Source organism: Treponema sp. OMZ 838, from assembly GCF_000775995.1.
GTDB lineage: Bacteria > Spirochaetota > Spirochaetia > Treponematales > Treponemataceae > Treponema.
Genome location: NZ_CP009227.1, coordinates 95,939 through 120,440 on the forward strand (window position 1 = coordinate 95,939; position 24,502 = coordinate 120,440).

21 protein-coding genes, 1 tRNA gene and 1 pseudogene are annotated in these 24,502 nt (G+C 44.4%); 7 read left to right on the plus strand and 16 right to left on the minus strand.

What is annotated here, in order from left to right; all coding sequences use genetic code 11:
• Positions 1 to 5: 5 nt before the first annotated feature.
• The 3 genes from QI63_RS00400 to QI63_RS00410 form a co-directional block, all read right to left on the minus strand.
• The gene (locus QI63_RS00400) at positions 6 to 647 is read right to left on the minus strand and encodes a TetR/AcrR family transcriptional regulator (RefSeq protein WP_044016842.1); all 642 of its coding nucleotides are present in this window, start codon (positions 645 to 647) and stop codon (positions 6 to 8) included.
• Positions 648 to 758: 111 nt separating this feature from the next.
• Positions 759 to 1,328, minus strand: a complete 570-nt coding sequence (locus QI63_RS00405; RefSeq protein ID WP_044012851.1) for an HD domain-containing protein — start codon at positions 1,326 to 1,328, stop codon at positions 759 to 761.
• 139 nt (positions 1,329 to 1,467) lie between these two features.
• Entirely contained in the window at positions 1,468 to 3,018 is a 1,551-nt protein-coding gene (locus QI63_RS00410; protein ID WP_044012854.1) for an AbgT family transporter, read from the minus strand.
• Positions 3,019 to 3,322: 304 nt separating this feature from the next.
• Between QI63_RS00410 and QI63_RS00415 the strand changes: the two genes are divergently transcribed.
• The gene (locus QI63_RS00415) at positions 3,323 to 4,660 is read left to right on the plus strand and encodes an MATE family efflux transporter (protein ID WP_044012856.1); all 1,338 of its coding nucleotides are present in this window, start codon (positions 3,323 to 3,325) and stop codon (positions 4,658 to 4,660) included.
• 41 nt (positions 4,661 to 4,701) lie between these two features.
• Here QI63_RS00415 and QI63_RS00420 read toward each other — a convergent pair whose 3' ends face one another.
• From QI63_RS00420 to QI63_RS00435, 4 genes are all read right to left on the minus strand, one after another.
• Positions 4,702 to 5,985, minus strand: coding sequence for an ABC transporter substrate-binding protein (locus tag QI63_RS00420; protein WP_044012858.1), 1,284 nt, complete (start codon positions 5,983 to 5,985; stop codon positions 4,702 to 4,704).
• Between the two features lie 139 nt (positions 5,986 to 6,124).
• Positions 6,125 to 6,709 carry a hypothetical protein gene (locus QI63_RS00425; RefSeq protein WP_044012861.1) on the minus strand — a complete coding sequence of 195 codons (585 nt, stop codon included), beginning with the start codon at positions 6,707 to 6,709 and terminating at the stop codon, positions 6,125 to 6,127.
• Between the two features lie 64 nt (positions 6,710 to 6,773).
• Entirely contained in the window at positions 6,774 to 8,948 is a 2,175-nt protein-coding gene (locus tag QI63_RS00430; protein ID WP_044012864.1) for a TIGR03545 family protein, read from the minus strand.
• 2 nt (positions 8,949 to 8,950) lie between these two features.
• Positions 8,951 to 9,463: a TIGR03546 family protein gene (locus QI63_RS00435; RefSeq protein WP_044012867.1), complete on the minus strand. Its 513-nt coding sequence runs from the start codon at positions 9,461 to 9,463 to the stop codon at positions 8,951 to 8,953.
• A gap of 403 nt (positions 9,464 to 9,866) precedes the next feature.
• Between QI63_RS00435 and QI63_RS00440 the strand changes: the two genes are divergently transcribed.
• The 3 genes from QI63_RS00440 to QI63_RS00450 are packed head-to-tail and all read left to right on the plus strand — an operon-like array spanning position 9,867 to position 13,213.
• A complete protein-coding gene (locus QI63_RS00440; protein WP_044012871.1) occupies positions 9,867 to 10,553 on the plus strand; it encodes a LolA family protein in 687 nt (228 codons plus the stop codon).
• A gap of 37 nt (positions 10,554 to 10,590) precedes the next feature.
• Positions 10,591 to 11,709, plus strand: coding sequence for a helix-turn-helix domain-containing protein (locus QI63_RS00445; RefSeq protein WP_044012875.1), 1,119 nt, complete (start codon positions 10,591 to 10,593; stop codon positions 11,707 to 11,709).
• Positions 11,702 to 13,213 carry a MiaB/RimO family radical SAM methylthiotransferase gene (locus QI63_RS00450; protein ID WP_044012879.1) on the plus strand — a complete coding sequence of 504 codons (1,512 nt, stop codon included), beginning with the start codon at positions 11,702 to 11,704 and terminating at the stop codon, positions 13,211 to 13,213. The genes QI63_RS00445 and QI63_RS00450 overlap by 8 nt, the downstream gene beginning before the upstream one ends.
• Positions 13,214 to 13,352: 139 nt before the next feature.
• Here the strand turns inward: QI63_RS00450 and QI63_RS00455 are convergent, their stop codons facing one another.
• The 3 genes from QI63_RS00455 to QI63_RS00465 form a co-directional block, all read right to left on the minus strand.
• The gene (locus QI63_RS00455) at positions 13,353 to 13,736 is read right to left on the minus strand and encodes a type II toxin-antitoxin system HicB family antitoxin (protein ID WP_044012882.1); all 384 of its coding nucleotides are present in this window, start codon (positions 13,734 to 13,736) and stop codon (positions 13,353 to 13,355) included.
• A 4-nt stretch (positions 13,737 to 13,740) separates the two neighbouring features.
• Positions 13,741 to 13,932 (minus strand): type II toxin-antitoxin system HicA family toxin, encoded by a 192-nt coding sequence (locus QI63_RS00460; RefSeq protein ID WP_044012884.1) that lies wholly within the window; start codon positions 13,930 to 13,932, stop codon positions 13,741 to 13,743.
• 606 nt (positions 13,933 to 14,538) lie between these two features.
• Positions 14,539 to 14,611, minus strand: a tRNA-Pro gene (locus QI63_RS00465).
• A gap of 326 nt (positions 14,612 to 14,937) precedes the next feature.
• On the opposite strand from QI63_RS00465, the gene QI63_RS00470 reads away from it, so the two are divergent.
• A complete protein-coding gene (locus tag QI63_RS00470; RefSeq protein WP_044012887.1) occupies positions 14,938 to 16,590 on the plus strand; it encodes a nucleoside kinase in 1,653 nt (550 codons plus the stop codon).
• A 10-nt stretch (positions 16,591 to 16,600) separates the two neighbouring features.
• Here QI63_RS00470 and ybaK read toward each other — a convergent pair whose 3' ends face one another.
• A complete protein-coding gene (gene ybaK / locus QI63_RS00475; protein WP_044012890.1) occupies positions 16,601 to 17,071 on the minus strand; it encodes a Cys-tRNA(Pro) deacylase in 471 nt (156 codons plus the stop codon).
• Between the two features lie 137 nt (positions 17,072 to 17,208).
• Complete coding sequence (gene glgA / locus QI63_RS00480; protein WP_044012893.1) at positions 17,209 to 18,681, minus strand: glycogen synthase GlgA; 1,473 nt, start codon at positions 18,679 to 18,681, stop codon at positions 17,209 to 17,211.
• A gap of 206 nt (positions 18,682 to 18,887) precedes the next feature.
• On the opposite strand from glgA, the gene QI63_RS00485 reads away from it, so the two are divergent.
• The gene (locus QI63_RS00485; RefSeq protein ID WP_044012896.1) at positions 18,888 to 19,943 is read left to right on the plus strand and encodes an NAD(P)-dependent alcohol dehydrogenase; all 1,056 of its coding nucleotides are present in this window, start codon (positions 18,888 to 18,890) and stop codon (positions 19,941 to 19,943) included.
• A gap of 165 nt (positions 19,944 to 20,108) precedes the next feature.
• Positions 20,109 to 21,095 (plus strand): CobW family GTP-binding protein, encoded by a 987-nt coding sequence (locus tag QI63_RS00490; RefSeq protein ID WP_044012898.1) that lies wholly within the window; start codon positions 20,109 to 20,111, stop codon positions 21,093 to 21,095.
• On the opposite strand, the gene QI63_RS12510 is transcribed toward QI63_RS00490, so the two are convergent.
• From QI63_RS12510 to rho, 4 genes and pseudogenes are all read right to left on the minus strand, one after another.
• Positions 20,992 to 21,705, minus strand: coding sequence for a hypothetical protein (locus QI63_RS12510; protein ID WP_235619729.1), 714 nt, complete (start codon positions 21,703 to 21,705; stop codon positions 20,992 to 20,994). The two genes, QI63_RS00490 and QI63_RS12510, sit on opposite strands and share 104 nt — an antisense overlap.
• A gap of 76 nt (positions 21,706 to 21,781) precedes the next feature.
• Positions 21,782 to 22,432, minus strand: a complete 651-nt coding sequence (locus QI63_RS00495) for a PAQR family membrane homeostasis protein TrhA (protein WP_044016844.1) — start codon at positions 22,430 to 22,432, stop codon at positions 21,782 to 21,784.
• A gap of 73 nt (positions 22,433 to 22,505) precedes the next feature.
• On the minus strand, positions 22,506 to 22,709 hold the full coding sequence (gene rpmE / locus QI63_RS00500; protein WP_044012901.1) for a 50S ribosomal protein L31: 204 nt from the start codon (positions 22,707 to 22,709) through the stop codon (positions 22,506 to 22,508).
• 73 nt (positions 22,710 to 22,782) lie between these two features.
• Positions 22,783 to 24,048, minus strand: a pseudogene (gene rho, locus QI63_RS00505) (transcription termination factor Rho); the annotation flags it as partial.
• Between the last annotated feature and the right edge of the window lie 454 nt (positions 24,049 to 24,502).

Genomic DNA, 24,502 nt, shown 5'->3' on the forward strand with positions numbered 1-24,502 from the left:
ACGCATTATCGGCTAAAACGGTTGAACAAATCTTGATGCCGGTCGAAAAAATTTTGCATGGCATTAAGAATTATTGTACGAATTTTTTCTTTATTTTGATTAAATACATCCTTATCGCTGAATAATTCGTGCATAACCAGCATACCGTGAAAAATTTTAAACAGAAAATATTCTTGATGCCGGATAATATCCAGAAGTTCCAGTTCTTGTTGGGGAGTGTAGTGTAAGGTTTTTATCAATAGCTCAAAGGCTTGTTTCTCCAATTGAAAATACAATGTTTCATAATCGCGGTCATAAGGAATTTCCGCTAAAAACATCAAGTAGAGTTTTTTTTCGGGTACTTCATCAAAGAGCTTCGCCATACAAGCATCTGTCATAACCTCGGCAAGCGATTCGGTACCGGCCGACTCCTGCACAATCTTTTCGGTTCGTTCATACCGGAAATAATTTCCGTTTTGCATAATATCGAAAAGAATTGCCTTTGTCGTTTTATAATATTGGTATACGCCGCCCTTGGAAAGCGTTGTGTGTTTTACCACATCTTCCATTGTCGTATAGCGGAAGCCTTTCTCTAAAAATACTTTTTTTGCAGCTTCCTGTATCTCCGCCTCGCGGGCGGATTTTGACTGCCGTTTAAATTTAGCCATAAGCTGTATAATATCAGACAGGCTTACAGCCCGCAAGACTTAAAGGAGTTAACGCGAGAAGTCAAAGAGCCTCTTCAACGCAGGCGGGCAAAGCTCACACGTCAACACGCGCTAAAGTCCGAGCTTGTCGGCGATAGCACACATCGCTGCAAGGGCTAATTCAGCAAATTCCGGAAACGGTATCCCGATATTTTCTATCGACATCATCGCACCTCTATCGGCGCCGGCTGCAAATCCGGTTGCTTTCATTTTCTTGACAATGGATTTAACCTTAACGCTTGTAATCTTTTTATCGGGATAAACAAGTGTAACGGCAGTAATAAATCCGGTAATAGGATCGGCTGCAAAGAGCGCTTTTTCAAAAAGTGTTTGCGGTACGGCGCCCGTATCGGGATTATGAGCGATAATAGCGCTGTACATTTCCTCACAGCCGAAATTCTGTTTCTTTAACAGCTCAACCGTTACGGGGCCGTGCCGTTCAGGGTGCTCCTGCCAATTGGAAACGTCCATATCCAAATCATGGAGCAGACCGGTAATCCCCCACAGTTCTTCATCCGCCGGCGAAAGCCGTTTTGCAAGCGCACGCATAACAGCTTCAACAGCGAACGAATGCGCTATGATATGCTCTGTCGTAACATATTGATTGAGTAATGCCTCTGCCGTATCTCTCTCAATGTTCATAGATGACTCCTATAAAAATTTTGTAGAAAGGCAGCAACTTAAAAAAAATTTAACCAATGCTGCCTGTATGCGGCCTGTTAATATTTCCTCAATATATTACCAGCAAATACCGGCTCCCGCAAGCGGTTCCCTAAATGCCTTATAACGTTAAGAATGCTCCCGGCCCAAGCGGTAAGCCAGTTACATACCAAATAATCATCAAACCGATCCATGAAAGCAAGAACGCGATTGAATACGGTAACATCATCGAAATCAATGTTCCGAGACCGGAGTCATCATCATACTTTTTCATAAAGACAACGATCATCGCAAAATAGCTCATCAACGGAGTAATGATATTGGTGCTGGAATCTCCGATACGGTATGCAACCTGCGTTAAAGCCGGTGAGAGGCCGAGGTTTACCATCATCGGTACGAAGATCGGCGCCATAATAGCCCATTTTGCAGAAGCGGAACCGATAAAGAGGTTCAAGAAGGCGGAAATAATTACGAATGCGATGATTAACGGCAAACCGGTAAAACCGATACTCTTTAAGAAGTTGGCGCCGTTTACGGAAATGATTGTTCCAAGGTTTGTCTTACCGAAGTAGCTGACAAACTGTGCCGCAAAGAATGCCAGTACGAGGTAGCCGGCCATTGAACTCATTCCGTGTGTCATTCCTTTTACGAGATCTCCGGAACTCTTAATTTTTCCTAATTTCTTACCATATACTAAACCGGGTATCAAGAAAAGGAGTAAAATAACGGGGAGCAAACCGCCGTGCATAAAGTTGCTGAGAGAACTGACACCTGTTTTGGGATTTACTTCGCTTAAGATGGCGAGAGACGGAAGACCGGGTAAACCGAACATCCCGACGAGAAGCACGGCTACCATAATCAGAATGGAAATACCGGCAAGTTTTAATCCCTTTGTTTCTTCTGCGGAAACAGGCATATTGTCCGGCTTATACGTTCCGTGATATTCACCTAAGTTCTTTTCTACGATTTTTTCGGTTACCAAAGTTCCAACGATTGTCAACAATACTGTTGAAGCCATCATAAAGTACCAGTTACAGGTAGGATCGAGCGGGATATCCATACCGGCATTGTGAAGCGCTTCAATAGTGATACCGGTTAACAGCGGGTCGGTGGTTCCCAGAACGAGGTTTGCGGAGAAGCCGCCGGAAACACCGGCAAAGGCTGCAGCAAGACCTGCGAGCGGATGCCGTCCGGCATTCGCAAATACAATAGCTCCGAGCGGAATAACTACAACATAACCGGCATCGGAAGCAATGTTACTCATAATACCGGCAAAAACGACAACAGCAGTCATCAGCCGGGGGTTAACATTGGTGAGGAGCTTTTTCAACGAGGTATTGATGAGCCCTGTCCACTCGGCAACGCCGATACCAAGCATTGCGACCAATACTGTACCGAGCGGCGCAAAACCGGTAAAGTTTTTCGTTGCGCTGTTCAAAATATAGCGAAATCCCTCGACATTCAAAAGTGAAATAGCCTTTATGGTTACTTCCTGTCCTTTTTTCGCGTCAAAGTAGGTAACCGGCGCACCGACAGCCGCTACAATGGCAGAAATAAAGACAACGATAATGCTGAGAATAAAGAATAGCATCGCCGGATGAGGCAACTTATTCCCGATCCTTTCAACACCTTTGAGAAAGCCCGAGACTTCCTTGTTCTTTTTTGTACTCATAAGAACTCCTAGAAAATGGTTTTCGCATATCATAATGCGATAATACTGTCATATTATATACGATGATTCCCGTATTAGCAAATATAAATTTTAGTAATATCAATATTTTTTTCCCATATAAATCTACCGTAATCCGCGAAAAGCGGTTGATGCGGTGTACTATTAGACATCTCTAAAAATGAAAGTTTTTAGAAGTTCCCAATTGATGAACTGTTATATATGGTTGACAATCTATTTCCATTTATATATAGTTCTTTTTATCAAATAACTGACGATATCGTCGGTTTCTATTTTAGGAGTTCTTATGACGGATAAACGGGAAGAGCTTATATCGGGAAATATATTCAAGCTCATGCTAAAGTTGGGTATACCGGGCATTATCGGTATGCTGGTGATCAGCTTGTACAGCTTTGTCGATGCAATGTTTGTCGGGCGGTATGTAGGTGAAAAAGCACTCGGCGCAATCAGCGTTGCGTATGCTTTTACGTTGGTGAATAACGGTATTGCGGTACTGATCGGGATGGGCTCCGCCTCGATTTTGTCGCGGGCAGTCGGCAGAAAAGATCAAGAGACCATCGATGCGGTGATGGGTAACGTCTTTGTACTGGCAGTGATGATGTCGTCCGCAGTGATGGTCGTCGGCTACATCTTTGCACCGCAACTGTTGAGCCTTATCGGAGCGGAAGGGGAAATGCATGCAATGGGCGTGCAGTATTTACGGATTGTGTACCTTGGCTCCATATTTGTCAACTTCGGACAGGCTTCTAATATGGTGCTGCGCGGCGAAGGAAGAATTGCGCTTGCGATGATTATCATGGGATCAGGCGCCGTGCTGAATATTGTGCTCGATGCGCTCTTTATCATCGTATTCAAGCAGGGGCTTGCAGGAGCTGCCGTTGCGACGGTTATTTCTCAGGCAGTTTTTGCACTGTTCAGCTTTTTCTACTTTTTATGTTTCAGCAAAAATGTCCGCTTTAAAACCTTTAAATTGGATAAATCGATTGTCGGAGAAACAATTGCAATCGGTATGTCCGGTATGATTATGCAGGTACTTTCGTTGGTACAGCAAACAGTCATGTATTCGACGTTGAAAAAATACGGCGGAGAAGATCAAGTAGTTCTGATGGGTGCATTCTTCCGCTATTTGATGCTGAGCTTTATTCCGCTGTGGGGATTAAGCCAAGGATACCAGCCCTTCGTCGGTACAAACTTCGGCGCAGGACTTTTTGACCGGGTAAAAAAAGGAACCGGTATGTTCTACGGCTTCGGTCTTTTGCTTGCAATAACGGCATGGGCTATCTTTTTGCTGAGTCCCGAAAAGGTATTGGGCTTGTTCATTGATAACCCCGTACTCGTAGCACAGGGAAAAACCAATACCGTTACCGCTATGATCATCTTCCCTGCGCTTGCCATTATGATATTGAACATGACGCTCTTTCAGGCTATCGGAAAGCCGAAACCCGCCGGTATGTTGGCAATTTCCCGCCAGCTCGTGCTTTTTGTGCCTGCCGTGCTTATTCTTCCTCATTTTTTCGGAGCGCGGGGAATATGGCTTGCAATGCCGCTTGTTGACGGAATTGTCGTCGTGCTCTCCGTCATCATCATGATAAAGATATTCGCAACCGACCTTGCAAAAAAGTAATATTTTACTGATGCAGCTGTGTCGTTTATTTTCAAAAGGGATCAAGGCTTATACCACTTTGCAAGACCTTTTGCAAAAGCGGTAGCAGCTTGCTGAGGAGTCTTTTCACCCTTCATAACGGCAATTACTCCCTCATTCATCAAAGTATAGCCGGACGGTGTCCCGTTCATTAACTTAGGCCACACAAAGCGAACATCCTGTCCCCGTCCGGTAAGGAGTGCGTATATCTCGGCACTTTGAGGACTTGTGATAGTATGGGTCCCATTGAACATGGAATAAAAACCACTCGGCAGATATTTTGAGACAACGGCGGTACCTTCGGTCGTACAAAGCCACGCTAAGAAGTCCCAAGCTTCTTTTTGATGCGCTCCGTTCGCATTCATCGCTATTCCGACATCGACATGGAAGCAAATTTCCGGTTTTTTTCCGGCCGGAGGCGGAAAAGCGAAATTTCCCCATTCAAATGGTAACTCTTTAAAGCTATCGAGTGTCCAAGACCCATCGGCATACATAGCTGCTTTACCTGTTGCAAAAAGCATATTTGAATCGGTATACGTTAACGACGCAAAATTTTCCGGACAATAAGGGGCAATATCCTTCATTGCAGTAAAGGCGGCAATCATATCGCTATCGTTAAAGGGACGCAAACCGTTTTCATATTTATGCCGGCCTTTTTCACCACCGATAAAGTTCGGTAATAGCCCCATCATAAAACATTCATTGATATCCCAGCCATCGGCAAGTCCGTTTGCAAACGGGGTATACCCGGCATCTTTTAGCTCTTTACAGGCAAGCAACAGATCTTCCCATGTAGTAGGAATAGGGAGCCCAACCCTTGCAAAAATCTCCTTATTATAGTAAATACTCTGCACAACGGCGGCAATGGGAACCGCAAAGGATTTACCGTCGGCACCACGCCATGCTTCTCTACTGCTTTCGGAAAAATTTTCCTGCAAATAGGGCAAATCGTTTATATCTGCAAAAAAACCTTTCTCATACAGCTCTTCTTCCGCTGTATAAGATCGGGCAAACATTAAATCCGGTCCAATTCCATTGTCCAGCTGTGAACGCAGCTCAGCATTGTAATTGGTAGGATTAATCGGCTTAAATTGAATACATACACCGCTCACTTTTTCATATTCAGCAAGCAAACGTTTCCACGCTTCCGAATCATCTGTGCGCCATGAACCTAGTGTTAAAACAACCTTTTCGGTACTGCCTTTTTTTGTATGCGTTTCCGTGCTTTTTGTGCATCCAATAGAGACCAAGCCGGCACTTACTATCATCAAAAGACTCAGTATACCTGCGGTTACTCGTTTCCGCATTTTTTCCCCTCCTCAATTATGGCGAGTAAAATTAATCCCTCTCAAATCTTTTGTAAAAATACCCGTAACTTACACCGGTAAACGGTATCTGTCAATCTGTTAAAATAAATAAATCAATAGAGTAAGAATAGAAGACAATTTAAAAATTAGCAAGAAAATAAATACCGAGAAAGATAGCCAAACGTGCTTTCTCTGCCGAAAGCTTAGGCTGCGCCGTAAGGCATTCAAGGTAATACCAAAAAAGTCCGAAATCGGGATCAATACGAATCGCGTACTCTAAAAACCCTTCATTGTCGATTTGCGATCCGAAAAGCAATAACACCACATCATGCAAGACACCGAGGCATTCAGGCAATAATTCCGCATAATCAACAGGATTTTCCGCCTGCTGCATGGATTCACAAAAACAGCGGAGCCGATAAAGCACATCTTCTTTGACATCTTCGTCGGCTTTTTCTACCCACATCTTATCGACAAGCAGCCGTACGTTTTTTTCAAAGCTGCGGATAAGGTTGATTTGATAGTGCTGCGTAATCGGTTCAGCACCGGTAAACACCTGTTCAAATGTCCCCCCTGCATGAAAAGCCCTGGCAATAAGCAGCGCTTGTACGGCAAGTGCTTCGGCATCCTCTGAAGAGAGAAACGCCGGAAGATATTCAACGGCGGCCTTATGTATTTGTTCCGGCAGTTGCATATCGATATCGTTAAAAATAGATTGGAGCATGCCTAAAAATGGTATTTAATTTATTTTTTGTCAAGTAGTTTCCGCTTTAAAATGCCCCATTATTTTACCGGCCGAATAAACCTTTTAGCGTACTGCCGGCCGCATCTTTGAGCGCATCTTTGCCTGCCTGCTCGATGCGTTTCATAACTTCGGCTTTGCTTTCTTCCAGTTTTTTTTGCAGCATATCGGCAGCTTGTTTTTGATTCATAACAAGTTTTTCAATACTGCCGAAATCACCCAGCTTTTCGTTTAAAGGACCGGTGTATTTTTCCAATTCGGCTTGAGCTTCTTTAAGCGCCTTTTGCTTTATGGCTGAAAGTTCTTTGTTGATTCCTTTTTGCAGCGCAGCAAGAAAAACCTTGTCCGCATCGGTTGCAATGTCCATATTCAAATCAGACTGGGAAAACTCCGCCTTGATTTTAAACCGCATATTTTTAACCGCTGCAAGCGACTCATTGTAAATGCGCGAAATAAAATCGGGTTCAAACGAATCAGCCGTAAGGCGCACTTCGTCGAAGCTAAAATCCGCGTCGATACCAACATGCCCGTCGCGCTCAGCCTGTATACCCGCCTGTATTTTCGCCCTGCCCTCAAAAGACGGAACGCCGGCAATGTCAAGTACGGAAGCGCCGATCGCCTGCAAAGCTGAAGAGGGATTAAACGCAGCGCTATAGCCACTTCCGGTATATTGCATTTTCAATAAGGGATAATTGAGTTTCTCTCCGACATTTACGAGTCCTTCTCCATTGTGCATACGCTTGCTTTCGAAAAAAGCACTTTCGTCAAAATGAGCACTGAACGATACGGGCTTTCCCCAGCGGTCAGGATCATTTGAAATATCGTTTATGCGTCCTTCAAAACCCGTTCCGTTTGCAAGCATTTGCTGAATTAAAAATGACGGATATATGTCTGCGCGGTATTGGATTGTTCTGCCCAGAAGCCGCCGGACTTCTTGACGGGTCTTTTGTTTTTTTGCCGCCTTTTTTGATCCCTTGTTGAAATTGAGCGCAGCATTAAACGCTTTTTCCGCATACGGATAATATTTTCCGAGGACGTTGTATGCAGCGGCTTTTATAGTTTGTGCGAAAATGTTTTTTCCGTCGGCAACCGTAAACGAGCGGATTTTATTGATTTCTCCGTTAACAAAATCGGTATCCTTTTTTACTGCGTTGAACGCTTCCTTTGCGGCAAGCTGCACGGCCTTACCGTCTTTTTGCAAATCCTTAACCGTCGCGTCGCTCAACGCTACAAGTTTTTGACCGTTTTTTATCGCAGCGTTAAGTTCTTCCAAGACCGTCTTCAATTCGGCAATGTCTTTAATTGCCTGATAATCGCGCCCGATGACTTTTTCCGAGCTTTTTCGAAAATCGTTTACGGCAGATTCCAGTTCTGCAGGACGCTTTTCCCACACCGCTACAATTTGAGCGACTGTCTCCTGTGCCTTTTGCGCCGCAGCAGGCGTTTGCAGCTGTTTAAGTGCGTTGTCCAAAAACTTTTGAGGATTCAAACTTTCGAACATCGACGAAACGATTTTTTTGCCCTGTTCAAGTGCATCTTTTTGCCGCTCTTTTATAAGCAACGCTATTTTACTATCACCGGCATCTTTATCCTGCGCTTTTTTTACAGCCGCCGGAAGCTCGCCCGATGTTTTGCGATCGGTTCCGAATGCCATGCCGGAAACTTCGAGGTTTTGACACACAAAGCGTTTTTTTAAAAGCTGCGTTAAATTAAAATCGAGCTGAATTTTTTGCGCTTCAAAAACGTTTTTCATCGGTGCATTTTTATCCGCAGCAGCAAGACCGCGCACGGTAACCGATGCATCCAAGATACCGACGTGAACCGAAGCGATATCGACTTTAGCACCCGTGATTTTTTGCAAACCTGCCGTTAAAGCACGCTTTGCAAGCGGATCTTTAAACATAAGAACGGCAAGCACAACACCGACAACAACAGCTGCAACGGCGGCAAGCGGCACGAGGTTTATGCGTCCTTTTTGCCGCTTTATCTGTTTGCTTAAAATTTTTAAGCGCTTAAAATCTTTTACGTCGTATTCGATACGATGAATCCGCAATTTAGCCGGATCCTCTTCATCGGCGTAAAACTGTGCCGCAACAAATTCGCGGTCTGCCGGTATATAGAGCTTTTTAAGCAGTTTTTTTTCGAGCGCCTTTTCCGTATATGTCTTTTTAAACATCCAGGGAAGTTTTTTGAAAGGTATCTTCTTTTGTTCTTGTGTCATATTTATACCTCGGTAAAAAAGCCGGCAATTTTCGCGACAAAGGGAACGTGATAAAGAGCCTGCACGAATTTACTCCGTGCAAGCGCCGGCGCAAGATATGTGCGCCACGATTTAGCGAAAATCCTTATCACAATGTATACCGGAATATACAGTATCAAGCTGAATACAATAGATCCGGCGACTATCGTGTTGTTAAATTTCGTAAAGGCGACAAAAGGAATGTCGAGCAAAGCGGCATAGACCGGCTTCAACGACGAAAAGGTCAGCACGGCATAGCCTAACGAGTCGAACAGCGGATCAAAAAATCGGGCGAACAAACTTGCAACCAGTACCGTGAGCAAAAAGGCTCCCCTGTTCACACGCACAAAAAGAAAAAACACAAACAGCAGGTACCACAGCACGTTATCCTTCGGCATAAAACCGAGGAGCATTCCGATTGCAACGGCGTGAGCGATTTCCCCCGGATGTGAATTCGTATTGAGCGATTTAAGCAGTTTTACAATGTACGAAAACATATTTTCTCCGTTTTACAGTTTCGATAAAGCTGTTTTACAGCTCTTCGCATTTTTTTGCGGGTATATTATTCAACATTACCGTATCGATTATGCTTTTCTTTACAGCTCATTCATTTGAGACACTCATCAGCATCTTTGGAAGATGATACCGCTTTTTATCAAATCTTTCAATGCTGCCGCATCCCCGAAACCGCGTCTACTCCGTTGCTGAGCTATCAGTGATTCGTGCGCCGTATCCGAAAAAAATATCGGAATGCGATGTTGTCAGAGCATCGGGAAATTAAATCATGCGAACGAATAAATCATTATAATAAAATAACTTATTTCATAACACCTATAAGTAATTTTCGAGAGCAATTTTCCAAATATTGACTTTATCGCTCATTTCTGCTTTACTGATCGAATGAAAAAAGCAATCGTTTTTGCTGCCGTTATATTCGGCTTTTATATAACAGCATTTTGTCAATCCATTACGACCGCAAGCGTCTTTTTTGCCGGAATGTCCGAACAATACGGTGCACTCTCGGATTACACAGCTAATCTCACCGTTTCAACCGGCTCCGGCTCAAAGGTTCAGACAATGGAAGCCACCGTCTACTTTAAACGGCCGAATCGGCTCCGCATTGATTTTACCAAACCGAACGAGCAGGTCATTCTTTTCACCGGCGACACATTGACCATTTATGTTCCCTCCTATCGGATGGTGTTAAACCAAACGATAGAAAAAGATTCCTCTGCGGGTACAGCCAACCTTGCCACGCCCCAAGGCCTATCGCTGTTGAAACGCTCGTACACCATTGCGTATGAAACAGGAGCCGCACCTCAGCCTTTGGAAGAAGGCTCCTCCGAGCAGGTCGTGGTACTTGCTCTTAATAGACGGTCGGCTTCAGAAACTTTTAGAAATATCCGGCTGCTTGTTTCGCCTGAAACGAAGCTTATCAGACGAATTGAAGCATGGCCCATTTCGGGCAGCAAGATCACATTTGATTTTTCATATTATCGATTGAATACAGGAATTCCGGATTCCCGCTTTTTATACGATATACCGCCGAATGCGGATATGATGAATAATTTTTTATTTGAAGAATAATGGAACAATTACCCCGCCGAAATATAGGAAGGAATAGATGCAGGATATAGGCAATGTATTAGAAACAGCACGGAATGAAAAACAAATAGGGCTTGAACAGGCTTCGCGGGAAACAAATATTGCCCGCCGCTATTTAGAGGCGCTTGAAACCGGTATGTATGAAGTCTTTCCCGGAGAGCCGTATGTTGTCGGATTTCTACGGAATTATGCAGAATACTTAGGCTTAAATCCTAATGAATGTGTTACATTGTATAAACAGGCAAGAATACAAGAAACAGCGGTTCCACCTGAAACACTTATCCCGCAAAAGTCATTTACCGTTCCCCGCAGCGTATTTATCGGAATAGGAGCATTCCTGCTTTTAATAGCAATCTTTTTCGTCGGTAAAATATTGATTACAAAAATCGGTACAGCGATGAAAGACAGACCCGTACAACCGGCTAAGCAAACGGAAATTATAGAAAAAAAAGAGAATGCCGCCTACACGCTTTCCCAAGAAGTCTTTGAAAAACGGCTCTTTAAGGGCGATACGATTACACTCCCCATCAATGGAAAAGATTACCGAATACAAGTTGAAAAAACAGCACCTGAACTGTATCTTGCAACGGATATCGGAACACAAATCATTGCATTAGGTCAGAGCCTTGTATTGGATCTGAACGGCGATGTTACTGCCGATGTGAAAATTTCCGTTGAAGATATCGATACATCCGATGAATCGAAAGGCGCATTGGTGGAAATACTCACCACAGGTTTTTCGGAACCGGTTTCTACAGAAACACCCGCAATAAAAATTCCCGATCAGGCAGTTCAGCCCGAATCTGCAAAATACAAAGTACTGTTCGATGCTGGTTCTGCATATCCGGTAACATTGAATGCAACATTCCGAAGCTATTGTCTTTTCCGCTATGAGCAGGACAAAGCCAACCGTGACGAACGGTACTATCAAAAATCGGAACAGCTGACGGTTCAGGCAAATAACGGTATCCGTATTTGGGCATCAAATGGAAATGCCGTTAAAATGCAAATTATTGCAGGCGGAAAAACTATCGATATAGAAGTCAGCCGTCCGGGCGAAGTCATCGTTAAGGATTTAAAATGGGTCAAAGATGATGAATCGGGACGTTATAAATTTGTGGTAATGGAAGTTGACTAAGCGTTTCTTTCTTGATCAGCATGGATGTGCTAAAAATCAAGTAGACGGTGAGCTGCTTATCGGTATCTTAACCGATAAGGGCTGGCAAAAAACTATCGAACTCGAAAACGCCGATCTCATCATTGTCAATTCGTGCGGCTTTATCGAACCGGCGAAACGAGAATCGATTGAAGCCGTTATCACCGCCCGGACAGCCTATCCTCAGGCAAAAATTTTGCTGGCAGGCTGCTTGGCGGAACGGTATGGCGACATCTTTAAAACCGACTTTGAAGAAGCCGATGCCTTTTTCGGTAACGGGGACTTATCGCAGCTCCCCATACTTCTCGACCAACTCTTTCCGGTTGCTCAGCAGCAACAATCGCCGAACGAACATGATCAATCGATTCATTCTACCGAACACAGCCGGCCATTTCTTAAACCGGTGCAGGAAGGCGTATGCTGCGGACAGCGCTCTGAATTATTAAACTTTCCACGTTCCGCCTTTATCAAAATTACCGAAGGCTGCGATAATTGCTGCTCATTTTGTGCGATACCGTTGATACGCGGCTCAGTGAGAAGCCGGCCGCTTGACAGTATTGTCGATGAGATACGGGGGTTTGTGCAGCAAGGATATAAAGAATTTAATCTTATCGGGCAAGACCTGGCAGTGTATGACGCCGCACCGCCTCTAGATAAGCTCAGTAGCCGGCTTAACAACAGCCTACCCGCATTGCCGGTTCAAACGAAACAGGGGCATTCGGGATTAGCACAGCTTTTACGCGCGATTTCCGGTATTGAAGGAACATTCAGCGTCCGGCTGCTCTACATCCACCCCGATCATTTTCCGCCGGATATCTTGCCGATTATGACTGCCGACACCCGCTTTCTCCCCTACTTTGATATTCCCTTTCAGTCCGGCTCAGATCCGATCATCCGTGCGATGAACCGTTGCGGTTCTGCCGAAACCTACCTGAAGTTAATAGAAACCATCCGCGCAGCTTTCCGCACGGCGGAAAGTCCCTACGGGGAGGCGGTTATCCGTACCACCTTTCTAACAGGCTTTCCGGGAGAAACTCAAGCTGATTTCGAGCGGACGGCAGCCTTTTTACAGGCAGCCCAGACTCTCTGGTCGGGAGCATTTGCCTATTCGCAGGAGGAAGGAACCAAGGCTGCCGATATGAAAAAACAGGTGCCGGCAAAAATTGCCGAACAGCGCAAGACAGCCCTTAACGAACTGCAATTAAAGATTACCGAACAAAAACTTGCCGCTTTTTGCGGACTGGAAACGGACGTTCTTATCGAAGAGATTATCCCGCAAGAGCAAAACCATGAAGAAGAAAACACACAATGCTGCATTGCGCTCGGTCGGGCATGGTTTCAAGCGCCGGAAGTAGACGGGGCTGTAGTTGTCAATTTTTCCAAAGCGCAAAAAGACAGCGAAGGGCAGCCGATAACTGCCGGCAGTCTGGTTCGAGTACGGATTACCGCCCTGCGCGGGATTGACCTCGAAGCGGACGCACTCTGAGTTTAACCGGCTTTTTAAAGATATGATAATCCGTATATATGTGCCATAGCTGTAAGTTAATGCTTTCTTTTATATCACCTCTATAATCCTACAGCCTACAAAATTCTTTCATAAAAGTTATTAACTTTTATGAAAAAATTTATATGCCAATATGCAAGCGCGTTTTTAGAGCACATTGCAACTCTTGCGAAAAATTTAATCCTGCATTTTCGGCAGCTTCAGCAAGCCATGCAGGAATTGTTAAGTTTTTACGAACACTTTTTTCCTGTGCCAGGTATTTACGGTCGGTTTTTACCAGTGTAATAAATTCCGCATCTTTCGGTTTTTCTATATCCTCTATAGCTGTCGGATTGGGCAGTGTCTCTCCATCCTTTAAAAGCAAAGAGATACGTCCTGTCAATGCTTCCTCTGCCATTATCAACGCTTCTTCCAATGTGTCTCCCATCGTTGCAAGTTCTATATCATAAAATACAACCGAATAACCGTTTTCATCTTTATAAAACATTGCCGGATAAATATACATAGTCTTACTCCTCCTTTAATCCTGCTTGTTTAAGAATACTATTTACTACAAACTTCGAAAGCTCCTTGTTACCATGAAATGGAATAGTAACCTTCCCTTTTTTAATCGGATGCTCATAGTGATGATGTGACCCAACTATATCACGTTTTATCCATCCGTCTTGTTTTATCATCTTCTCCATTTCTTTAAAGTTCATAAAATGATAATACGCATAAATACGCATTCAGTCAAGTTTATCAGAAGTGGATAATTGAAAACAGGACCACACAATTGCACCGTTCCCTATTTCCAGTATATGTAAGGACTAACTTACGTTAAAAAGCTTTTTTATGAAAAAAACCTTGTATTTACCAAGAAATCAACAACCCCGACGCAAGCGTCGGGGCACAGTGCTCAATGTTTCGCACTGTGTGTGCGATCTGGCACGGATGCCGGTGGTTCCAAACAGAAACGAGTTTTTTGCTTTGTAAAAAACTCGCAGTCAAAAATGTACAAGGATGTATATTTTTGACGAGGTGGTTGCAGTCGGCTTTAATACCCGCCATCGAATAAACAACTAAGAATACGAGAAAACTGTATAAAATCGTGATTTGTCTAAGAAAAGAAGCCTACAATTCGGGTTTTTAGAGGTACCCTTGTATTATCAAGTAACTGATGGAGCATTAAAATGAAAAGATACGATGAGCAAAGGCGGTTGGAATTGAACCAACTGCCCTCGCCGCAGCTTCCCTCGCTCCTATACAGGGGGTCTTCCTTTGCTCATCTTGCAAAAGCATAACGTAATCATCGCTGAAATAAACTATCGGGATGGAGGGATTTGAACCCCCGATCTTCTGGTCCCAAACCAGACGCCTTAGCCCCTAGGCTACATCCCGTTATACAAATTACCGGTAACTGACATATCGCATACACCCAGTTACTTCGTAAGAGTTGTAACTTTACTGAAAATAAAGTATCCTGTCAAGCGGAAGGTCGCAGGATAAACGCATCAGATGAATAAAGCATAATCTGTGATTTTTGAAAAGAGATTTTCCGTCAGCCTTTTAAAAATAGGAGGTGCAGATGCAAGGCGCAAGAGCAAATTAACCGCAGGCGTATCTTTGATACGTTGAGGATTAATTTGTTCGCAGCAACGCAGAAGATGCCCTCATATTTTTAAAAGGAAACTGATGCGGTTCTTCTGATAGATATGGAGGCTTTTATGAAAGGGTTTGAGATTACATTTCCGGACGGTTCAAAAAAACAGTTTGTCGAACCGATTTCTGCACGTGCCGCATTGGCGTATTGTAGAGAGCCGGAGACGGTTGCATTCGGTATGAAAGTAAATAACGAATTGGTTCCGTTAAACAAGATGATCGATGTGCGCGCTACTATAAAGCCTGTCTTAAAAGGGACTTATGACGGCTCGAATATTTATCGACGCACACTGTGTTTTCTGTTAGCCGCCGCGGCACGAAAGGTATATCCCGATTTACGGCTCTTGGTCGGACACAGCTTCGGCTACTCGTACTATTACACCTTTGAAGGCGCCCATGCCTCCGATATCGATCTCAAACTAATCGAAGATAAAATGCACGAAATGGTCGATGCGGATTTACCGATACAAACGCAATCCGTCGCTTATGCCGAAGCCTTGGAGCTCTTCGCAAACACCAATCAGCCCGATGCGTACCGGCTACTTTCCTACAACAGTAGACCGAAAATCACAATCAACATACTCGACGATTATTACGACTTATACTTCCAGCCGCTGATGGATCGTGTCGGCTATTTAAAAGTATTCGGATTAATGAAGTATGAAGACGGCTTTTTACTGCGCTTTCCTGCAACCGCCGACACTGACACACTTCCTCAATTTAAAGATATCCCGCAGCTTTTCACCGTATATAAAGAATATAAAACGTGGGGTAAGATGATTGGCGTTTCTTCCGTCGGTCAATTAAATGAAATTATCGAAAGCCGTAAAACCAAAGACTTCATTGAAATCACGGAAACGTTACAGAATAATAAATTGGCACATATTGCCGAACAAATCAAAAATAAGGGAAACGTCAAAGTAATTCTGATTGCGGGACCGTCAAGTTCAGGAAAAACGACCTCGGCAAAAAAACTTTCAATGCAACTGCGAGTCGTAGGATATGAACCTTATGTTATCAGCCTCGACGATTATTATGTCGGCAGGGATAAAACACCGCGCGATAAGGACGGAAAATTTGATTTTGAGTGCCTCGAAGCATTGGATGTCCCGCTTTTAAATGAGCTGCTGCTGAAGCTGTTTGCCGGTGAAGAAGTTGAACTGCCTTCGTATAATTTCAAAACAGGTGAGCGATTTTACACCGGAAAAAAACTCCGCCTTAACAGCCGCTCTATTCTTATCTTGGAAGGAATACACGGATTAAACGACAACTTAACCCCACAGATAGACGCTTCGCTTAAATTTAAGATATATCTTTCGGCATTAACACAGCTGACCTTAGATGATCACAACCGGATACCGACTTCCGATAACCGGCTCTTGCGGCGTATCGTGCGCGATGCGCAGTTTAGAGGAAGTTCCGCTTCGATTACCATCGGTATGTGGTCTGATGTGCGGGCGGGAGAGGCTAAACATATTTTCCCGTACCAAAATACCGCCGACGTTATCTTTAATACGGCACTCGATTATGAACTTTCGGTACTGAAAATTTATGCGGAACCGCTGCTCCGCGCAGTAAAGCCCACCGATCCGGCATACAGCGAAGCATCTCGGCTGCTCATCTTCCTGAACAACTTCCTTTCGGTCTCTCCGTCATTTGTACACGGGCAGTCCATTTTACGGGAGTTTATCGGCGACAGCGACTTTTCGTACCATTGATGTTTACACGCTACCCTTCGGTGATATCACAAAAAGCAGCAGCGCAGATTTCTTGCAAATCTGCAGGGGCAATGCATAGCATGTGCCCCCGTTTCCCGGCACTTACATAAATACGGTCATACAGCTGTGCGGTTTCATCGATAAAAGTAGGAAAATGCTTTTTCATGCCGAGCGGGGAACAGCCGCCGCGGATGTAGCCCGTTGTTTTTTGCAGCGCATCGAGTTTAAGCGGTGTTATCTTTTTACCGGTTATATTCCGTACCTTTTTCAAACTGACTTCAGAAGGTGCGGGTACGCAAAAAACGAAAACGTCATTATCCTCGCTTATCATGACAATCGTTTTAAAAAGCATATCGAGTTCAATATTCAACTTCTGCGCAGCGGATACCGCATCTAAATGCGCCTCATCCCACGCATATTCGACACTGCTATAAGGAACACCTGCTGCCTCCAAAATACGCATTGCATTCGTCTTTTTCATGATTTAAAGCCTGTCTGTATCAATATTCAAGGCAATCACATCAGATAAATAAATAGAAATCGCAAAATAAAGAGGATGTGAAACCATTTGAACCATCTTCAATTAAAGTATCTGGTGCGATTGCCCAATCTTAATGCTTATTGCGGTTTTTTCCTATCGATAGCCCCTTGATACACGGCAAGATACTGTTTTGCGGACGTATCCCAGGTAAAATCTTTGGCCATACCCCGCTTCCGCATTTTAACGATATGTTCGGGGTTCTTAAACCACGCATTTACCGCCCAATTAACGGTATTATAAATACTGTCGGGGGTAAGCAGATCCAGCACAAAACCGGTTCCGTCTCCCGTTTGCTCATCATAGTTTTCTACCGTGTCTGCAAGCCCGCCGGTATTGCGTACGATAGGCAATGTTCCATATAGCAGCGAATACATCTGATTAAGCCCGCACGGTTCATATCGCGACGGCATCAAAAAGAAGTCGCTTCCGGCCTCAATCAAATGGCTCAACTTCTCGTCATAGCCGATATAGACGCGTAAGTTCGGCAGGCGTTTTGAAAGCGCCAGTAGTTCATCTTCGCACCACCGGTCACCGGCACCAAGTACAATCAACTGTAAATTGATATCGGTACATATCTTGAATGCCGCACCGTAAGACGGCCCGAATAACTCTGCAATCCCTTTTTGATCGGTCAACCGTGTTATCATACCGAACACCGGAACTTTTTCATCCTGTGGGAGTCCCATATATTTTTGCAAGGCTTCTTTATTCTTCGCTTTTTTCGCAAGAGAGCGGGCGGTGTAATTAAAAGGAATGTGCTTATCCGTTTTAGGACTCCACACGGAAGTATCGACACCGTTCAAAATACCGGTTAAAGCCTCTTTGCGGAAACGGAGAATGCCGTCCATCCGGAAACCGTACTCCGCACGTTGTATTTCCTGGGCATAAGTAGGAGATACTGTTGTCAGCCGATCGGCAGAAAGCAATCCGGCTTTTAAGAAATTCATTCTGTCCCAATCCTCAAAACCGGCCGAATAAAAGTATATCCAATCAAGTCCCGTATCCACATAATTCGTTTTATTGTAAATTCCCTGGTAGCCGATATTGTGTACCGTAAAAACACTCGCTGTTTCTTGAAAATCAAGATACTGTGTGTTGAATTTTAACAGCACGGGCACAAGCGCCGTCTGCCAATCATGCGCGTGCATCAGATCGGGAATCCAATGCTGCTTTCTACAGATCTGGAAGGCTGCATGGCTTAATATCGAAAACCGTTTGGGATTGTCATTAAAATCCGGTTCAAAAGCGGAACCGTACAACCCGTCGCGGCCGAAACTTTCTTCATGATCGATAAAATACACCGGTATATCCGAATTAGGGAGTGTCGATTCAAACACTTCCGTCCAGTATTCCCTATCGCCGATAGATACCCCCATCGCGCCGGGAATAGGCGTTAAATTCTTTTTATCAATTCTATAATAACGCGGCATAACAATCCTGACATCATGCCCGAGTTCTTTTAATGCATAGGATAAGGCAGATACGACATCGGCTAAGCCGCCTGTTTTCACAAAAGGAACCGCTTCACTGGTTATCATTAATATTCGCATGGTAATACCCTCCTTGTCAAATTATAGCACGGCTTACAAAATTATAAAAGAGAAAAGAAAAGTATCCATTATTCGTGCAGAAAGTTTAATACTCCGGCACTCTGCATTGGAAATATTGACTCTGGTTACTCGGATGCAACTTATTGCTTGCGTAGTTTTATATTTTTATACATAATAACATATCATCATCCTATAGGAGGACAGTTATGAAAGGTTTTGCGATGCTTAAATTGGGCGAAACGGGTTGGATCGAAAAAGAACGCCCCGTATGCGGCCCGCTTGATGCAATTTGTAAGCCGTTAGCTCTTGCTCCGTGTACATCCGACGTACATACCGTATGGGAGGGAGCAATCGGCGAACGGCATAATATGATTTTAGGACACGAAGGCTGCGGCGAAGTTGTCGAAGTCGGTTCTCTAGTAAAAGATTTTAAACCGGGCGACAAGGTCTTGGTTCCTGCGATTACTCCCGATTGGAATTCGCTGGAAGCGCAGGCAGGGTATTCGATGCACTCAGGCGGTATGCTTGCCGGTTGGAAGTTTTCGAACTTTAAAGACGGTGTATTCGGCGAATACTTCCATGTCAACGATGCTGACGGAAACCTCGCGCATATTCCGGACGGAGTAAAAATCGAACATGCACCGATGCTGTCCGACATGGTTCCTACCGGATTTCATGGCGCCGAGCTTGCCGATGTTCAGTACGGAGATTCGGTACTGGTAATCGGTATCGGCCCGGTCGGTTTAATGTCCGTTGCGGGAGCCGAATTGCGCGGCGCTTCAAAGATTTATGCGGTAGGTACCCGCCCCGCCTGTATTGCAGCGGCAAAGTTCTACGGCGCAACCGATATTATCAGCTACAAGAACGGCCCAATCGATAAGCAAGTGCTCGACCTTACCCACGGTAAAGGCGTAGACAAGGTTATTATCGCAGGCGGCACCGTTGATACTTTTGACGAAGCCGTTAAAGCGTTAAAGGCCGGCGGCAAAATCGGAAACGTCAACTATCTCGGATCAGGCGTTTCCATCAAGATTCCGCGCGTAGAATGGGGTGTCGGAATGGGACACAAGCAGATCAACGGCGGGTTAATGCCCGGTGGACGCCTCCGCATGGAAAAACTGAGCAGCCTCGTTGCAGTCGGTAAGCTTGACCTGTCAAAGCTCATCACCCATACCTTCAAGGGCTTTGAGAATGTCGAAAAAGCGCTCTATTTAATGAAGGATAAGCCGGCCGACTTAATCAAACCGGTTGTTATCATCTAAAGCCGGCACTAGCCTCTGCGCGGATACTGAGCTAAAAAATACCGTCGGCTGATTCGAATATGAATTGACCGACGGTATTTGTTTTATTCGTGCGGAGGGTTTAATACCCGCCGTCCTCGGCAACGCTTGCGTCGGGTTTGTTGATGCTGTGAATATTTTTCTGTTATGAAGATTTTTGTGATTTCAGGCTTTTTAGGAGCCGGTAAAACAACCTTTATTCAAATGCTTTCCCAAAAAACAGGCATAGACTTTGCCGTTATGGAAAACGAATACGGCGAAGCAGGTATCGACGGAACCCTTTTGAAGCGAGACCGATTAAAGGTGTGGGAGTTGACTGAAGGATGCATCTGCTGTTCGCTCAAATCCGATTTTGCTTCCTCCATATTGACAATTGCAAATACGTTGGCTCCCGAATATCTCATCGTGGAGCCAACCGGTGTAGGTTTACTCAGCGCGGTGATGAACAATATCGGTAAAATCGAATATGACCGCATACAGCTCCTTGAACCGGTTACCGTCGCGGACGTACACTGCGTAGAACATTATCTAAAAGAGTTCGGCGGCATATATACCGATCAGCTGAAAAATACGCCGCGTATCCTTCTTTCTAAAATAGAAAATACTTCTGCCGAAGAGTTAAACCGTATTACCGCGATACTCCACACGGTGAATCCTGATGCGGAAATCCTCAATACCCCGTATCAAAATCAACCTGAGGAATGGTGGCGTCGGCTGCTGCAAACTCCGCTGAATAAACAGCGTACAATAGTACTCCCTGAAAAAGACCACGCGCTTGATTTGGAAAATATCAGTATTGCCGGCATTACCGTTGATACCGTTAACGAGCTTCTGGAGCTGCTGACTGCATTGCTACGCGGGTACTTCGGCGCTGTCTACCGCGCAAAAGGATTTGTGTCTATCGGCGGACAATGGACAAAATTCGATATTGTCGATAGACAGTACACCGTTACTGTTTGCGACCCGATGCCTGAATCAAAAGCCGTGATAATCGGACAAAATCTCGACTGGACACGGTTGCACAAAGCGTTTACTGCAGCTGCACCTCTATTGTACCGACCGTACACAGCAAATCCGGAAGCGGAATACGTATCGAAGCGCGGGAAGTATTTCCCGTCATCGTCTGTACGGTAACCGTTCCGACGGGAGTAATGTGTGCCGTCTGCACCTTATACGGAACATCGACGGTTAAGACGAATTCAGCGTTACGGAGTTCGGCTGCAATCTTTTTTCCATAAGCAGCACCAATCAGCTCTTCGTATTCCGCAAGCGGTATTGCATCGCCGGTAAACAGCGGAGCCATCAGCATATCAATAAAATCACGGCTTTCCTGCGGCAGCATCTCTAAAAACAATGCGATATTTTTCGGTGAAAGTGTTACCGCAACTTTCCGCTCTTTCATATTATAATTAATAACATCTTTGAGCAAATCATGATTTCGCGGCACCATGCACACGAGACGTAATCCCATTACCCCTCTTGCGGTAACTTCTTTAACCGCTATCCCCGATTTTGTGAGCGCTTCTTTCAACTCTTGAGTATTGAAAACCGATTGTTCGCCGGTTTGCTCGACTTTTTGTTTCAGCAAATGCGTAATATTCTTTTCTAACAAGCTGCTCGGTATAAATTCCGCAGTGAAGCGGCAATCCGCATTATCCCGTATAACGATATGGGCAGAAGAAGAACAGGCCGCTGTAATGCAAACGGCAGCAAGACAACATAATGTACGAAATAGTATTTTCATAATAACAAATTCTCTCAATCTCAAAGCAACCACACTAGAAGTATTTTAAGAGGTTACTCTTACACCACATCAGACGCTATATGCTGTAATAGATAGAAAAGAAGTGCATGATACTTCCGGAGAGTACAAAGAGGTGCCACACACCGTGCATCCATTTTATTTTTTTCATTGCATAAAAAACGCAACCGATGGTATAGAGCACACCGCCTAAAATTAAAAAACGGAAGCTTAACAAAGGGAGCTGTTCTTTCAACGGCCTTGCGGCAAATATAATCAGCCACCCCATGGGGATATAGGTAACAACCGATAATACGCGCACCCTGCTTCCGAATATAGCATAGAGCACAATACCGACTACCGCTAAACCCCAAATAACACCGAAGATAGACCAACCGACTGCTCCCCGCAATGCTGTAAGACAATAGGCCGTATAGGTTCCAGCGATAAGAATATAAATTGAACAGTGATCGAATATGCCGAATACTTTTTTTGCACCCAGCGGTAAAGCATGATAGAGCGTTGAAAACAAATATAAAATGATTAACGATGCACCGAATATCGTAAACCCAACAATACACCGCGCTCTATATTCGTCAGGCGCATAACGAACGGCACGAATAATAAGAAGCACCAACCCTGCAATCGAAAGCAAAGTCCCAATACCATGGGTTATAGCATTGACAATTTCCTCTCCTGTTGTATACCGCTTCGTAATTACTTGTGCCATCATATCTCCCATAAAAAACAAAACACTAAAACTCATCCGTTTTAGTGTTTTATTCCTATAGAATAACGGACTTTTAGTCTTTAATGCTATAGCGCTTCTTAAAGCGGTCGATACGTCCGGCAGTGTCTACCAACTTCTGTTTGCCGGTAAAGAAAGGATGGCACGCAGAGCAAATTTCAACTTTAATATCTTTTTCAGTAGACCGGGTCTGAATAACATTTCCACATGCGCACGTAATCGTTGTTTCTACGTAGTTAGGATGAATATCTTTTTTCATTATAATACCTCTTACACAGTGCCCCGAAAGGAGCATTACTATACCGCTTCAGTCTCAATCAGCCGAGACCATATTATTGCATAGTTCCGGAATTCATCAATTTCAAGAACACTTCATTATTCTTACTTTTCTTCATTTTGTCAAGGAGTAAGTCCATAATTTCAAGGTCATCCATCGGATTGATAACCTTCCGCAGCAGCCAAATCCGCTGCAAATCTGCCTCATCAATCAAAAGTTCTTCTTTACGGGTTCCCGACTTCTTGATATTGATTGCAGGGAATATACGGCGGTCGGATAACCTGCGATCCAAATTGATTTCCATATTACCCGTTCCTTTGAATTCTTCAAAGATAACCTCATCCATACGACTGCCGGTTTCTATCAACGCAGTCGCGATAATAGTCAGACTACCGCCTTCTTCAATGTTACGGGCAGCGCCGAAAAACCGTTTGGGCTTATGCAATGCATTCGAGTCAACACCGCCGGACAGCACCTTACCGGAAGTCGGCACCGTTTGGTTATATGCACGGGCAAGACGTGTGATGGAATCAAGTAAAATCACTACATCCTTTTTATGTTCAACCAACCGCTTTGCCTTTTCCAATACCATTTCTGCAACCTGAACGTGCCTTGTCGCCTGTTCATCAAAGGTTGACGAGATAACCTCGCCGCGTACTGTCCGCTCCATGTCGGTAACTTCTTCAGGCCGCTCATCAATCAACAAAACAATCAGATATACTTCGGGATGATTTTGCGTTATGGCATTTGCAATTTGCTGCATCAATATTGTCTTACCGGTACGAGGAGGCGCAACAATCAAAGAACGCTGCCCCTTTCCGATCGGACAGAACAAATCCATAATACGGGTTGAGTAAAGTTCGCTTGTTGTTTCCAGATTGAGTTTTTGACGGGGATACAGAGGGGTAAGGTTATCGAAGGGAATACGGCTTTGAGCAATGGATACATCCTCAAAGTTTACCGATTCAACCCGCAGCAGCGCAAAAAAGCGCTCCCCTTCTTTGGGTGAACGAATTTGTCCGTATACGGTATCTCCTGTTTTAAGATTAAACAACCGTATCTGACTCGGCGAAATATAAATATCGTCTGATCCGGACAGATAACTATTCTGCGGCGAACGCAAAAAGCCGTATCCGTCCGGCAGAATTTCCAAAGCGCCGGAGGCAAAAATAATTCCGCCGTTTTCCGTATGGTTTTTCAAGATAAAAAAGATAATTTCCTGTTTTTTCATCGCAACCATATCTTCATGCGGTATACCGTACTGCGCCGCTAAATCACGCAGGGCATGCATCCCCATACGCGTCAAATCGTTAATAACCAGTTTCAGTTTATTTTCGTTGTCTTCGGAACTGCTATTTCCATCTACAGCAGCATCTTGTGTTCGATTATAGGTTCTTCGCATAGAAGATTGGCGACGTGGTTTCTTCTCTGCCTCAGGCGCAGTTCCGTCACCGGATGGTTTTCTGCGCATACGCGACCGTACTACTAATTTTTTTTCAGGCTGCTCATCGGATACAATAGGATGTTCAGCATCACTGTCTGTTTGATGCATAGACCGTTCGGTTTCAGGGGACACGGTACCCGCGGCCTCTTGTTGCTCCAGATTCAACTCAGGCTGTCCTGAAAAATCCGGAGCGGCTCCGTCAGCAGTAAAAGGCGAACGGCGTACTTTTAAGATTGTCATAAAATTTCTCCATAGTAAATTTTAGTTAAAAAATATCAAGAAGATACGGAGTATTCTCTAAGAAAGATTAGCTTTGATAAGTTGTTTTAGG